The organism is Mycobacterium kiyosense (genome assembly GCA_021654635.1).
Classification (GTDB): domain Bacteria; phylum Actinomycetota; class Actinomycetes; order Mycobacteriales; family Mycobacteriaceae; genus Mycobacterium; species Mycobacterium kiyosense.
In genome coordinates, this window is the sequence record AP025179.1 from 39048 (window position 1) to 52452 (window position 13405).

The window sequence follows — 13405 nt, forward strand, 5'->3', positions numbered from 1 at the left end:
TCGGCGGCATGGCGACCGACCAGGACGTCTTCGCTGCGATGCAGCTCATCGCGGCCCGCACCGGCGACCCCAAGGCGTGGCAGGCCGGGCTCACCGCGCAGGAGGTGATCGACTTCCTCAGCCCCGCGACGCCCGGGCAGGTACGCGACGCACTTCTGGACCGGATCCGCCGGCAGCATCCGGACGTGTTCGACCCGGCAGGCGCGCCGCTACCGGACCGGGTGCCCGCACCGCCACGGTCCCCGGCCCCGCCGGACCACGCGGACGGCGACGCCGCCAAAGCCATCGCCGAGGCGGAAGCCGCGCTGGCGCACCAGAATTCGATGACGTCCCAACTGGACCTGCAAGTCGTCACGGCCATTCTCAACGCGCACCTGACGAACGCCGAAGGCAACGACACGCTGGCATCGCTGCAGCGGGAGATCGAGACCGCCGTAGCCACCCGCTCGGACCTGGACACCCCGGCCGGCGCGCGCGATTTCCAGCGGTTCCTGATCGGCAAACTCAGGGACATCCGCGCCGTGGTCGCGACCGCGGGCCTCGACGACACCTCGAAATCAGCCCTGATGGCAGCTTGGACGTCGCTATACAACGCATCGAAGGACGAACCCCCGCGCGACCGGGTGGCCGCGGCGCCCGCGCCCGCGGGTAGCGGTGGCGCCAGCGGCGGAGGCCAACAGCCGGCGCCGGCCCCCTCCGGCTCCGGATCAGACCCGCTGCTGGACTCGCTGCTGCTGGACGACCCGGGCCTGGCGGGAGCGCCGATGCAGGAACCTGCCGCGATGCCGGCGGCAAGTTCCGGCGCCGGCTCCCCTCCGTCCAGTGCGGCGGCGCCCGGCGCCGGAGCGGGCCTGCCCAGCTCGGGCTCGCCCAGCGGCTTGTCCCTGCCCGGACTGTCGGGAGCAGGGACCGGACGCGATGGCGGTGCGCTCGGCGACGGGCTTTTCGACGAGGAATCCGACCGGCATGAGCGCAAACCGACCGACGCGGGCTCGAAGAAAGACGACACCGACCACGATGCCGACCACGAGGCGGATCACCAAGACGATCCCCAGCACCAGCCTGAGGCCGAACAGCCCGAAACGCCGCCGGCTGGCCCGACGACGGTGACGCTGCCCAACGGTGAGACGGTGACCGCCGCCAGCCCGCAGCTCGCCGCGGCCATCAAGGCCGCCGCGGGGGGAACGCCGATCCCCGACGCCTTTCAGCAGCAGGGAATCAGCATCCCGCAGCCGGGTACTGCGGTCGCCCACCCCGTCGACCCGGCCCAGCTCACACCGGGTGACATCGGCATCTTCACCGACCGGCACGCCCTTGCCCTGGGCCGCAGCAAGGCGCTGCTGGACGGCCAGATTCAGCAGGTTTCCACCGTGACCGGACCCAGCTTCCTAGGCTGGGAGCATCCGCCGGCGCCGGAGGCGCACGCAGCAGGTGCCCCGCCGCCCGCCGGCGATGTCCCGACGCCCACCCGGCCGTCGGCGATGCTGACCGGCTAGCCACCAACGAAGAGGAAAGCCCGCCGCCCGCCGGGCCGGCGACCAGCAGAGGAGGAGCCGATGGCCGAACGGATTCATGTGGTGCCCGCGCACTTGCGGGAAGCCGCGGCCCGTCACCAACAGACCTCCGATCATCTGCGGACCATCCCGTCCTCACACGCCGCCATCCAACAGAGCCTGGACTCGCTCGGCCCGATCTTCTCCGAGCTCCGGGAGGCGGGACGCGAACTGCTCGAGCAGCGACGCCGCTGCTACGAACAGCAGGCCGACGACCACGCCGACATCGCCCAGCACCTCGAGATCTCGGCCGCGACGTGGGAGCGGCACGAACAAGACGCGGCGGGCATGCTCGGCGGCATCGTCGACGGTGACCGATGACGGGTCCTGCATGACCGACGCCAATCCCGCTTTCGACACAGTGCACCCCAGCGGGCACATCCTGGTTCGGTCCTGCCGCGGCGGATACCTGCACAGCGTCGCGTTGAGCGAGGCGGCCATGGAGACCGACGCCGAGACGCTGGCCGAAGGAATCCTGCTGACCGCCGACGTGTCATGCCTGAAGGCGTTGCTGGAAGTGCGCGACGAGATCATCGCGGCCGGGCACACGCCGTCGGCGGAAGTTCCCTCCGCCGCCGAACTCGACGCCGCAATCGAGAAGCTGCTGGCGCACCAGCTGCACCGCCGATCGACGACGAGCTAGAGCAACCAGGTTCGTGCGCTCTCGGGATCCGGCGCGATATCGAGCGGGGGCTCAATCGGGTTGTCGCCGAACAACTCTCGTGCCCGGCCGAGCAGCGCGCGCACCTCGTCGAGTTGCTGCTGCAACCCAGAATCGGCCATGAAGATACGGTACTTCGACCACCCCGCCGGCACAATTCACCGTGTGCATCCGCGGCAACGAAGACTCTGCAGCTACCGCTACGCTTAGCCGGTGGGGATCTTCGGTCGGGTGACGGCGCGCCAGCGCCTGCGCCGGGCAACCGCGGAATCGCTCACGGTGCCCACGTTCAGCGGCCCGCCGGACTGCACCCCCTGGGTCATCGGCGAGTTGTGGCCGCCGGAGTTGTCGCACGCTACGCGCGAAACCGCGCCGCTCGCAACGTATCTCAAGGCGGACCTACAACGGATAGCTGACAACGCAAACGCCGACCTCAGATCCATCGGGCGGGTGGGAATGACCTTCGTGGAGCGCCGCGAGGCGGAAGCCCGAGTGATCGACGAAGCCCGTGCCCTGGCGCAGCGACGAGTCGAGTCGACCTTGCGTCAGCTACGCGACGCGACGGGGCGCGCGACCACCGACGGCTCGTTTTCCCTAGCGGCCGGCGACACCGATATCGACAAGACCGGGGTCATCCCGGCGGTCCGCGACGAGCCGGCCGTCGACACCGACAGCAGCCGGGTTCCGCCACCCATGCAGGACCGGCCCGCAGCCGCGGCGCCGGCGCACCCTGAGGCGCCGCCCCGGGCCCCCGCGTCCGCTGACGCGAAGCAGCCGACCGAGCACACGCTGCGGGGTGTGCTGGCCTTCGTAGCCCGTCAGGAGCCCCGGCTGGGCTGGGCGGTCGGCGAGCGTGCGGACGGGACGACAGTCCTGGTCACCGACCTCGCGCACGGCTGGATCCCGCCGGGGATCGCCGTCCCCGAAGGAGTACGACTGCTCGACCCGGACCGTCGCCGCGGACGCGCTGTGGAATTGCTGGGCGCCACGACGCGGGCGCTGGCCTACGCACCGGGCGATGCGTCCACATTGTCCTCCGACGTGCCCGCCACCCCGCCGTCGCTGCAGCCATTCCAGTTGCCGCCGGTCGATGACCTGGGCTGGGAGCTCGGCGCCGCCACGCACTGGCGGGACGGCCTGCCACGGCTGGTGAATACGCTGGCCAAGGCAGCCGCCGCCGGTGCCGATCTGGTCGATCAAGAAGTCGATTTGCTGCGCGTGCACCTGGACACCGTCCGCTACCAGCTGCTGGGCCAGTATCCCGAGCCCGATCCGGCCCAGCTGCTCAACTGCATGTTGTTGGCCGCCACCGAACGAAGCGTCGCCGGGGACGCCATTTCGGCGAACTATCACTTCGCCTGGTTCCGGAAATTGACCGGGCCGAAGACCGGTGAATAGGCCCAATCGTTGAATTGACGCTGGTCGGGGCCATCGACATACTGGCCTGGTGTCGGGGTCGGGTCGTCGCGGCGAGCTCAGCAACCGCAGTGCCGCAGACGACCAGGCCCTCGTCGAATCGGTTCTTCGTGAACTGAGCGAAGCGGCCGACAGGTGGGAGGCACTTGTCGCGCAGGCCGAGACCGTCACGTACAGCGTGGACTTGGGGGACGTCTTCGCTGTCGCGAATGCCGACGGTCGATTGCTCGAGTTGACGTTGCATCCGGACGTGATGGACGGCTACGCCCACAGCGAGCTGGCCGACCGACTCAACCTCGCGATCGCAGCGTTGCGCGAAGAGGCCGAAGCCGACAACCAGGCACGGTACGGCGGCCGGCTGCAGTGAAGCCCCGAAGGAGAAAGACCAGTGCCACTCAACCTGTCCAACCGGGACCAGAATTCGGGGCATCTGTTCTACAACAGACGATTACGTGCCGCGATCACCCGGTTCTCGGTGCGCATGAAGCACGACGACCGCAAACAGCAAGCCGCAGTTGCGTTGTCGATGGTGCTCGTGCTGCTCGGGGTGGGCTGGATGGCGCTGCTGCACATCATGAAACCGGCCGGCTTGGTCGCGCAGTCCGCGGTGGTCGGAAACCGTGACACCGGAGCGGTTTACGCCCGTATCAACGGCCGCCTCTACCCCGCCCTGAACCTGACTTCGGCTCGTCTGGCCGTCGGCAACGCCGCGTCGCCCACCTGGGTGACCGCCGCGGAGATCGCCAAGTACCCGACCGGTCCCATGGTCGGCATCCCAGGCGTGCCGGACAGCCTGCCGGTGACCGCCGGCACGGTGTCGGCGTGGGCGGTCTGCGACACGGTGCCCGGCGGGCGCAGCAGCGCAATGTCTCCGGTGGTGACCGCCATCGCGGGCCCGCTCGCACCGCAGGGCAGGGCCGCCGCGATGGGGCCGATGCAGGCCGTCCTGGCGACCCATAAGGGCGCCACCTACGTGATCTGGGGAGGGCAGCGGTCCCGCATCGACCCGACCGACCGGTCGGTGACGTTCAACCTTGGTCTGGACGCCGGGGTGACGTATCCGGTCGAGATGTCCAACGCGCTCTTCGATGCCCTGCCGTCGACCGAACCCATTGTGCTGCCCGAGATTCCAGAGTCCGGATCGCCTTCGCGCTGGCTGGACGGCAACAAGGTGGGCACCGTGCTGGAATCCCGTGACGCCGGTGGGGCGGTCAACGGCTTCTACGTGCTGCTGCCGGGCGGGGTGCAGAAGATCAGTGCCTTCGTGGCCGACCTGTTGCGCACCGGGGATTCGCACGGTTCGGCCACACCCACCCTGGTCGCCCCGGACAAGCTGGTCCACATCCCGGTGGTCGACGTCCTCAACGTCGACTACTACCCGCCCGGCAAACTGAACTTCGTTGACAAGACGGCGAATCCGACGACCTGCGTCGGATGGGAGAAGCAGTCCACCGACCCGCAGGCCCGGATCACCGTCTACACCGGCAGGGGATTGCCGGTTCCGATCGGCATGGACTCCCGCCTGGTGCGCCTGGTCCGCGACGACCGCAGTCCCGAATCGGCGGAGGCGAACCAGACGTTGACGATGCCGGGTGCGGCGAACTTCGTCGCCACGACGAGCGGGGTGGCCACGGCCGGCAGCCGGGAGAGCCTGTACTGGCTTTCACCCCAAGGTGTTCGGTTCGGCATCGAATCCGATCCGCGGACCTTGCAGGCACTGGGTCTGGATCCGCGGCTGGCGCTGCAGGCGCCGTGGCCACTGCTGCGGACCTTTGCGCCCGGGCCGGCGATCAGTCGGGACGCGGCGCTGGTTGCGCGCGACGCCGTAGCGGGCGGTGGTGCGGTCGCCGCAATTCCCGATTCCGGGGAGACCGGGGGGTTAGTCATGTCGAAACGAGGCTTCGTGCGCGGAAAGCGCACCCCACCAACCGAATGTCCCGCCGGTACGGGTCGCGGTTGCCGCGCCGCTGGCACTGCCCGAACGCGAGCCGCGCAACATCCTGCTGATGATCGCGCTGCCCGCCCTGCTGATCGGGATCGTCGGCACCCTGGTGGTGATGTACGCGTCCGGGGTGCGGTCGCTGCAGTCGGGGTTCTTCCCGATGATCGGCCTGGTCGGCTTCGGTGCGCTGATGTTCGGCGGCCGGTTCGGTCGCGGCCGCCGAATCAGTTGGGGCGAACAGGAAAAGCTGCGCCGCAGCTACCTGCGTCAGCTCGATGAGGACCGCGAGGAAGTGCAACGCGCGGCGGGCGAACAACGTCGCAGTCAGCTATTCGTGCACGCCGATCCGCAGCACCTCGACACCGTGATCGGCGGCCCGCGGATGTGGGAACGGCGCCCCAGCGATTCGGACTTCCTCGACGTGCGGCTCGGTATCGGGGTGCAGCAGGCCAGCGAATCCGCGGTTTCGTTGCAGTGGCCCGACGTGCCGGTCGGTGAGGAGCTCGAGCCGGTAACCGGCGGAGCACTAAGGGATTTCATCCTGGAACAGAGCAAGATCCGCGGTATCGGCAAGGTACTGAACCTACGGTCCAAGCCGGGGTTCAGCTTCATCGCCGACGATCCGGCCGAACTGCATGGTCTGGTGCGGGCGGTATTGTGCTCGCTGGCCGTCTACCACAGCCCGCACGATGTCAAGCTGATGGTGGTCACCCGTCATCCCGAACTGTGGCAATGGCTGGTGTGGTTGCCGCACAACCAACATGACGAGATGTTCGATGCGTGCGGTCTGCGCCGCCTGGTGTTCGCATCCCCCACCGAACTCGAAGAGGCGCTCGACGCCGAGCTGCACCGCAAGGGCCGTGGACCCTGGATGCCGCCGGTGGGAAGCAGCCCGACGTCCATGCCGTCACCGATCGAGTCGGCTTCCGGCGCAGCGCTGGGTCCGCACTGGGTCATCGTGGACGACAACGTGGGTACCCCCGAGCAGTGGGAGGGGGTCACCGGTCAGAAGGGCATGGCCGGCATCACCGTGCTGCGGCTGGCCACTCGAGTCGGTGTGGGTGTCGGATTCACCGATCCGGCGCAACGGTTTTCGTTGCGCGAAGGCAGGCTCGTACATCGAGACACCTTCTATGCGGTGGCCGATATGCTCGCCGACACCACCGCGAACCGCTATGCGCGGGCGCTGGCCCGATGGTCGCCGATGAGCCCGGGCGAGCTGTCCGAGACGGATAGCCAGGGTGGGGAATTGTTGCGCGCACTGGGCATCAACGACCCACGCGAACTCGACGTCGACAAACTGTGGGCCGAAAGCCGGGGACGGGGCGACCCGAACTGGGCGATGGTGCCCGTCGGCGTCAAGCAGAGCGGTGAACTGCAACATGTGATCCTGCGAGCGAAAGACTTCGGCGGCTACGGTTTTCACTCGGTGGTGATCGGCACGTCCGGGTCCGGCAAGTCCGAATACTTCTTGTCGCTGTGCAGCGGGATCGCGCTGACGCACGCACCGGACACGTTCATCGTCATCTTCGTGGACATGAAGTTCGAATCGGCCGCCCAAGACCTGCAAGGGTTTCCGCACGTAGCCGGGTCACTGTCGAATCTAGGCAAGGATGACCGGCACCTGGCCGAACGAATGCGCAAGGCGATCAACGGCGAGATCGCCCGTCGTTACCGGCTTTTCAAGAATGCCGGTGCACGCGACGCCAACGAGTACGAGGAGATGCGGCTGGCCGGGCGTGACCTGGAACCCGTCCCGATCCTGCTGGTGATCATCGACGAGTACCTCGAACTGTTCATCCACCACCCGGAGTGGATCGACCTGGTGATCCACATCGGGCAGGAAGGCCGCGGCTGTAACGTTTTCTTCACCCTCGGCGGGCAGCGGCTGGATCTGTCGTCGTTGAGTAAAGTGAAGAGCAACATCGCTTTTCGGGTGGCACTGCGCGCCGAGACGGCTGAGGACTCCCGCGATGTGATCGGCAGCGATGCGGCTCTGCACCTGCCGTCCCAGGAGAACGGCTACGGTCTGCTGAAAGTAGGGCCGCGCGATCTCGAGCAGTTCCGCTGCTTTTATGTGTCGGCCCCGTTCGTGGTGCCGAAGCGGTCGGTCAACGTGGATACGACGGTGGCCATGAGCTTTTCCCAACCGCGCGCATACACCTCGGCGTTTCAGCCGTTGAGCGAGTCCGACAGCGCCGCCCTGGCGGTGGCCGACCAGCCGGAGGAACCCGACGAGTTCTTGTTCCACTCCGACGGGTTCCGTAAGAAAAAGCTGGTCGACGTGATCCGGGAGTCGCTGGTCTCGTTGCCCGCGCGGCCACCACACCAAATCTGGCTGCCTCCATTGGAAGTCAGCGAGACGGTGGATGCGCTGGTGGCGCGGTGGCGTGGCCGGCGGTGGGATGACGGTTACGGTCAGAACCCCGGTCTGGTGTTCCCGATAGGCATCGTGGACATTCCCGAGGAGCACGATCAACGGGTGCACGCGATCAACGCCGAGATGGACAACGTGATGGTGGTGGCGACGGCCCAGCGCGGCAAGTCCACGACGTTGATGACGCTGATGGCGTCAGCGGCACTGATGTACCGTCCGGAACGGGTGACGTTCTTCTGCATCGGTGCGTCGCTGTTCCCGGTCGAAGATCTGCCGCATGTGGCCTCGGTCGTCAGTCCGACTGATCGAGAAGGGGTTTCGCGCACCATCGCCTCCATCGAGGGGTTGGTGATGGCCCGCGAGGCATCGTTCAAGAGGTACCAGATTGACATCTCCGAATTCCGGGAGCGGCGGTTCGGCAGCGACCCCGCGGGTGGTACCGATCCGGACGACAAGTTCGGGGATGTGTTCCTGGTCATCGACAACTTCAGCGATCTCTACGACAAGGACGCCGCGATGGGCGAGCGGGCCATCGCGATCGCGCGCCAGGGCTTGTCCTACGGGGTACACGTGATGACCACCGCGACCGCGTGGCTGGTGGGCCAGAAGCAGCAGCTGGTCAACGTCTCCAACGCACGGATCCAGCTGCGGCTGAGCAACCCGGACGAAACCCAGATGGGTGAGGGGTTCGAGCGGAAGAAGGCCGCGCGCAACACGTTGGACCGACCCGGCTTCGGTTTGACCAGGGACGGGCACGAACTGCTGGTCGGGGTGCCGGAGGTGATCGGGGCCGACGGCCGGCGGGTGGCAACGCGTGACATCGGCGCGCTCATCGCGCAACTGACCGGCGCCGGCCGGGTGGAGAGCCTGGCCCGGCTGCCGGCACGGATCCCGCTGGCCGAGGTGGCTGCGGCCTTCGCGGGCACCCCGGGCCACGCCGATCCGCTCAACATCCCCTTCGCGATCGGGGAGACCGCCCTGCAGCCCGCCGCGTTGCCCACCCGCGTGCTGCCGCACATGCTGGTGGTTGGACGCCAATCATGCGGAAAGACAACTACATTGGCGACTTTCGGGCAGATGATCGTGGCTCGTTGCACGCCCGAAGAGGCGCAGATCACGATCATCGATCCCAAGACGTCACTGATCGGCAAGATCCAGGGCGAGCACGTGCGGGCCTACGCCTACACCGCCGACGACATCGACACCGTGCTCGCCGAGTTGACGCAGGCGCTGCGCGACCGGCTGCCCCCGTCCGGGCTCAGCCAGGAGGAGCTGCTGCGCCGCCGCAGCTGGGACGGTCCGCACCACTTCGTCCTGATCGACGACGAACAGGAGCTGCGGCCGCACGGTGTGGTCGGCAAGGCCGCCGCCACTGCGCCGCTGTGGGCGCTGATCGAACGCGGCCGGGAGATCGGCCTGCATGTCATAGCGTCGCGGCTGCCCGGGAACTGGGCAGGTGTCTCGGTTACCAGCCCGTTCCTGCAGAAGATGACGGGCTCGCGGGCACCCGTGCTGTTCATGGATAACGATCCCGCAGCGGTGAAGGTGTTCGGCAGGACAAGTGCCCAGCAGCTGCCGCCCGGGCGCGGCCTGCTGGTCACCAGCGACGGCGTGATGGAAGGTGTGCTGGTCGCCGACCCCCAGACGTGAATCGACAGGTGGCGCAGGTCACCTTAGACTCAGCGCAACTCCGCGCCGGCCCACAGTTCGGGCCTGGTGCGCGACCGATTTGGGAGGTACGCATGGGTGGGTTGTTCGACATGGTTCCGGGGGCTGTCGACTTGTCGGCGGCAGCGGAAGCGGGCATCAGCGAGGAGATGGCGGCTACGACGGCGGCCGGCGCGGCCGCGCTGACCGGGGTGCTGCCGATGGCGATGGACGCCGATTCGATCGAGTTCGCGACCGCGTTGAACGCCGCCGGCGCCGCCTACCTGGCGACGGCCGCCGAGCACGTCGGGCAGCGGGCCGGGTTCTCCGGGGCGCAGGGTCTGGCGTCGGCCACTGCCGTCGCCGCGGAGGGCTGCAACGCGGGCGCCGTCGGACTCTAGGCGAGCGAATGGCCGACCCCAGGTGGACTGGCCCACCCGAAGTCGTCGCGGCGATCTTCGAGGCGGGATCGCCCGCGTCCGTCGTTGCCAACAATGTGGTCTGGGTGACCGAGACAGCGAACAACGAGCTGTCGGCCGGACTCTCGCAGATCAACACGCTGATCACCGCGGGGCAATGGCAGGGCGTGAGTTCGTTGGCGTCGACGGTCGCGGCGACCGGCCTCAACGCCGGACTGCAGACGCTGGTGGGCTGGACCGCCGAAAAGATCAACGTCACCCAGGCCGCCGTCGACGCCTTCATGATCGCGCGCTCCACGGTGATCCCGTCGGTGGTCTGCCAGACCAACCGCGACGAGTGGAGCGTGCTGAACGCCACCAACTTCTTCGGCCAGAACACCCCGGGGATCGTCGAGCGCGATCTGGAGTACTTCGGTGAACACTGGCCGCACAACTCGCGGGCCGGCTGGACCTACAGCGGAGCGCTGACCGCTCTGATCGCGCTGCTGACCGTGCCGCCGCCGGTCGCGCCGATGGGCGCCTCCCCGGCCGCGCCCGCCGCGGCGGCCGAGGCGGTCGCGCAGGCCGCTGCTCAAACCGGCATGCGCGACGCGGTCCAAGCGTCGACGCAGGTCGCGCAGACCGCCGGACAGAGCGCCTCCTCCCCCGCCGAGGCGACCGGCCAGCTCAGCTCGCTCATGCAGGAGCCGATGCAGATGGTGTCCGGTGTCACCGGGCCGCTTAAGGAGATGGCGCAGGCGCCGATGCAGGCGATGCAAGGTTTGTCGAGCATGCCGCAGAGCCTGATGCAGTCTCTGGGCGGCATGTTCCCGTCCACCGGCGCGCCGAACGCAGCCGTGGCCGCCGCCGAGCCCGTAGTGGCCGCGGGAGGAGTCGCTGGTGGCGTCGGGGCGGCGGGGCGTCGCTGGGCGGTGGCGCCGGCGGGTTTCCGGGTGCCGGGCTGACCAGTTACACGAGGCCCACGAGCAGCTTCGAAACCGAAGGTGGTCGGCCGGCCAGTCTGCGCGCCGGCCTGCTCAACGCCGCCGAAGTGCGCGGGCCGACGACCTCGACCGGCGGAGCTCCGATGCCGATGACGCCGGCGGGAATGCTGGCCCGCGGAGCAACCGGCGGAGAGGCCGAGAAGGACGTGGCGCGCGCCCGCGTCGTCGTCGCAGGGAATCCGGCCGAGCCGCGCTGACTGGGTCCGCTGGGTAACCGGGCTGCGACGTCGAACGCCGCAATCTCAGCCAGTGGCCCTCGCGGGTTACTTAAGAGCGCCCAACCCCGGGTGGACCCGCGAACGCCTGCGCGATTCCCAGCCAGCGTTGCGCGTCCTCCCCCACCGCGGTCACGTCCAAAGCGCTCAGCGGCCGCCGCTGGGTGACCAGGAAGCAGAAGTCCTCCGCCGAACCGGTCACGCGCTGCGCGGCGTCCTCTGGCCCCCAGGTCCAGGTGTCGCCGCCCGGCCCCCGCAGCTCGACGTAGAACGGCTCGCTCGGCGGCGTCAGGTCGTTGACGGCGTAGGCGTAGTCGCGGGCCCGCACCCCGATGTGGGCGATCGACCGCAACCGGTCGGTGGGTTTCCGGGTGACCCCCAGCGCATCCGCGACGTCGAGACCGTGCGCCCAGGTCTCCATCAGCCGCGCGGTGGCCATCGAGGTCGCGCTCATCGGCGGCCCGAACCAGGGCAGCTTGCGCCCGTCGGGAACCTGCAGCAGCTCGGCGTGTAATCGGCCGCGGGTGTCGCGCCAGTCGGCGAGCAACTCCGGCGGCGGCACAGCCGCGAGCTCCTCGGCGCCCGCGTCCACGAAACCGAGCGGATCGGCGGCGGCCCCGGCCAGCACCTCGGCGAAGCCGCTTTCGTCGGTGATCGAGAGCAGCGAAACCCGGTCGGTCCACAGCAGGTGGCCGATCTGGTGTGCGATGGTCCAGCCCGGCGCGGGCGTCGGCTCGGCCCAGCGCTGCGCCGCCAGCGGTGCCACCAGGGCGTCGAGCTCGTCGCTCTCGGCGCGCAAGTCGGCGACGAACGGTCCGGGACCTGCCATCAGAACCTCCTCAAACCACTGCCGCGCGCCGGCGTCGCCGGCCGACGACGCTGTGCACCAGCAAACCGATCAGATAAATCACCGAGCCGAACAACACGAACATCGGGGCGCGCCCGTCGGCGGGGATGAACGCCGCGGCCACCGTGACGGCGGCGATGAACGACACCCAGAACAAGGCGTCCTGCACCGCGAACACGTGCCCGCGCAGCGCGTCGTCGACGTCGATCTGCATCGCCGAGTCCGCGCACAACTTGACCACCTGCCCCGCCGCCCCTAATAGAAATCCGCAGGCCACCATGACCGGCAGCAGCAGCGTCGCCCCGCCTGTCTGGATGACCGCGGCGGCCACCAACGCGCCATTGGCGGTGGTGTAGCGCCCCCATCGCCGGACCAGGACCGGTGTCAGCACATTGGACAGGAAGGCTCCCAGTCCGGTGGCAGCGAAGAACAGCAGCGCGGTGCCCAAGCCCTCGACGTCGGCGTCCTTCATGTGGTGGACCAACAGCAGGATCACCAGCGAGTTGATGCCGACGACCATGCGGTGCGAGGCCAGGCCGGACAGCGCGGCGGCCACCGTGGGGCGCTGCGCGACCGTCCGCACGCCGTGCAACCAGCCGGTGACCACGGCGTAGACGGCCGAGCCGTGGATCGCGCGCTTGGTGTGGTCGGGGCCCAGTACTTGCGGGGCAAACCGCAGCGACAGCAGCAACGCCAACGACACCGGAATCAGCGCGGTGAAAATGACGACCGCGGCGCCCTGATCACCGCCGCCGCCGAGCCAGCGGGGCAGCAACATGAAATTGGCACCCAAAAATGCAGCGAAGGCGCCCGATGCGGTCGCCACCGAGTTCATCGTGACCACACTGTCGCGCGGCACCACATGCGGCAGCGACGCCGACATGCAGGCTGCCACAAACCGCGCTAAACCGTTGGCCAACAGGGCAACGCACAACAGGACGATGTCTCCGGCACCGACCGCCAGGATGGTGCCGATCGCGACGATGAAGCACAGCCGCGCGACATTCGCGCCGACCAGCACCAGCCGCCGATCCCACCGGTCCATCAGCGCACCGGCAAACGGACCCAGCAGGGAGTAGGGCAGGAACAGCACCGCGAACGCGCGCGCGATCGCCATCGGGTCGGCGGCTCGGTCGGGGTTGAACAGCAACGCGCCCGCCAGGCCGGCCTGGAAGAGTCCGTCGCCGAACTGGCTGGCCATGCGCAGTTGCAGCAGTCGCCAGAAATCGGGCAGCGCGTGCACCGACCGCCACAGTTCGACGGGTGCACTTGCCTGCATCCGGGTGCGAATCACTGAACCCACTTCCACCATCGGCACAGGCAAGGCTGGAGGGGGTCTGCGCCG

The 13405-nt window shown here is 68.6% G+C and carries 12 protein-coding genes and 1 pseudogene; 10 read left to right on the top strand and 3 right to left on the bottom strand.

What is annotated here, in order from left to right; all coding sequences use genetic code 11:
• Positions 1–8 precede the first annotated feature (8 nt).
• From L6444_RS00200 to L6444_RS00210, 3 genes are read left to right on the top strand one after another with little or no spacing between them, the layout of a single operon-like run.
• The gene (locus L6444_RS00200) at positions 9–1496 is read left to right on the top strand and encodes a DUF4226 domain-containing protein (RefSeq protein ID WP_236979354.1); all 1488 of its coding nucleotides are present in this window, start codon (positions 9–11) and stop codon (positions 1494–1496) included.
• Between the two features lie 60 nt (positions 1497–1556).
• Positions 1557–1874 carry an ESX-1 secretion-associated protein gene (locus tag L6444_RS00205; protein WP_236979356.1) on the top strand — a complete coding sequence of 106 codons (318 nt, stop codon included), beginning with the start codon at positions 1557–1559 and terminating at the stop codon, positions 1872–1874.
• Between the two features lie 10 nt (positions 1875–1884).
• Complete coding sequence (locus L6444_RS00210; protein ID WP_236979358.1) at positions 1885–2196, top strand: DUF2694 family protein; 312 nt, start codon at positions 1885–1887, stop codon at positions 2194–2196.
• On the opposite strand, the gene L6444_RS00215 is transcribed toward L6444_RS00210, so the two are convergent.
• Positions 2193–2336 carry a hypothetical protein gene (locus tag L6444_RS00215; protein WP_236979360.1) on the bottom strand — a complete coding sequence of 48 codons (144 nt, stop codon included), beginning with the start codon at positions 2334–2336 and terminating at the stop codon, positions 2193–2195. The two genes, L6444_RS00210 and L6444_RS00215, sit on opposite strands and share 4 nt — an antisense overlap.
• Before the next feature lie 91 nt (positions 2337–2427).
• Between L6444_RS00215 and L6444_RS00220 the strand changes: the two genes are divergently transcribed.
• The 7 genes and pseudogenes from L6444_RS00220 to L6444_RS00250 all read left to right on the top strand — a co-directional run bounded on the left by L6444_RS00220 (position 2428) and on the right by L6444_RS00250 (position 11195).
• Positions 2428–3612 (top strand): DUF5631 domain-containing protein, encoded by a 1185-nt coding sequence (locus tag L6444_RS00220; protein WP_236979368.1) that lies wholly within the window; start codon positions 2428–2430, stop codon positions 3610–3612.
• A 46-nt stretch (positions 3613–3658) separates the two neighbouring features.
• Positions 3659–3997 carry a DUF2710 family protein gene (locus tag L6444_RS00225; RefSeq protein WP_236984536.1) on the top strand — a complete coding sequence of 113 codons (339 nt, stop codon included), beginning with the start codon at positions 3659–3661 and terminating at the stop codon, positions 3995–3997.
• A gap of 21 nt (positions 3998–4018) precedes the next feature.
• Positions 4019–5509: pseudogene (gene eccB / locus L6444_RS00230) on the top strand (type VII secretion protein EccB); the annotation flags it as partial.
• Positions 5510–5636: 127 nt separating this feature from the next.
• Complete coding sequence (gene eccCa / locus L6444_RS00235; protein WP_459561266.1) at positions 5637–9599, top strand: type VII secretion protein EccCa; 3963 nt, start codon at positions 5637–5639, stop codon at positions 9597–9599.
• 92 nt (positions 9600–9691) lie between these two features.
• Positions 9692–9997: a PE family protein gene (locus L6444_RS00240; RefSeq protein ID WP_236979370.1), complete on the top strand. Its 306-nt coding sequence runs from the start codon at positions 9692–9694 to the stop codon at positions 9995–9997.
• 8 nt (positions 9998–10005) lie between these two features.
• Complete coding sequence (locus tag L6444_RS00245) at positions 10006–10959, top strand: PPE domain-containing protein (protein ID WP_236979372.1); 954 nt, start codon at positions 10006–10008, stop codon at positions 10957–10959.
• An 86-nt stretch (positions 10960–11045) separates the two neighbouring features.
• Positions 11046–11195, top strand: coding sequence for a hypothetical protein (locus L6444_RS00250; RefSeq protein ID WP_236979374.1), 150 nt, complete (start codon positions 11046–11048; stop codon positions 11193–11195).
• A 70-nt stretch (positions 11196–11265) separates the two neighbouring features.
• On the opposite strand, the gene L6444_RS00255 is transcribed toward L6444_RS00250, so the two are convergent.
• Together L6444_RS00255 and L6444_RS00260 are read right to left on the bottom strand one after the other, a co-directional pair.
• Positions 11266–12042, bottom strand: coding sequence for a TIGR03084 family metal-binding protein (locus L6444_RS00255; RefSeq protein WP_236979376.1), 777 nt, complete (start codon positions 12040–12042; stop codon positions 11266–11268).
• A gap of 10 nt (positions 12043–12052) precedes the next feature.
• Positions 12053–13378 (bottom strand): MFS transporter, encoded by a 1326-nt coding sequence (locus L6444_RS00260; RefSeq protein WP_236984537.1) that lies wholly within the window; start codon positions 13376–13378, stop codon positions 12053–12055.
• Between the last annotated feature and the right edge of the window lie 27 nt (positions 13379–13405).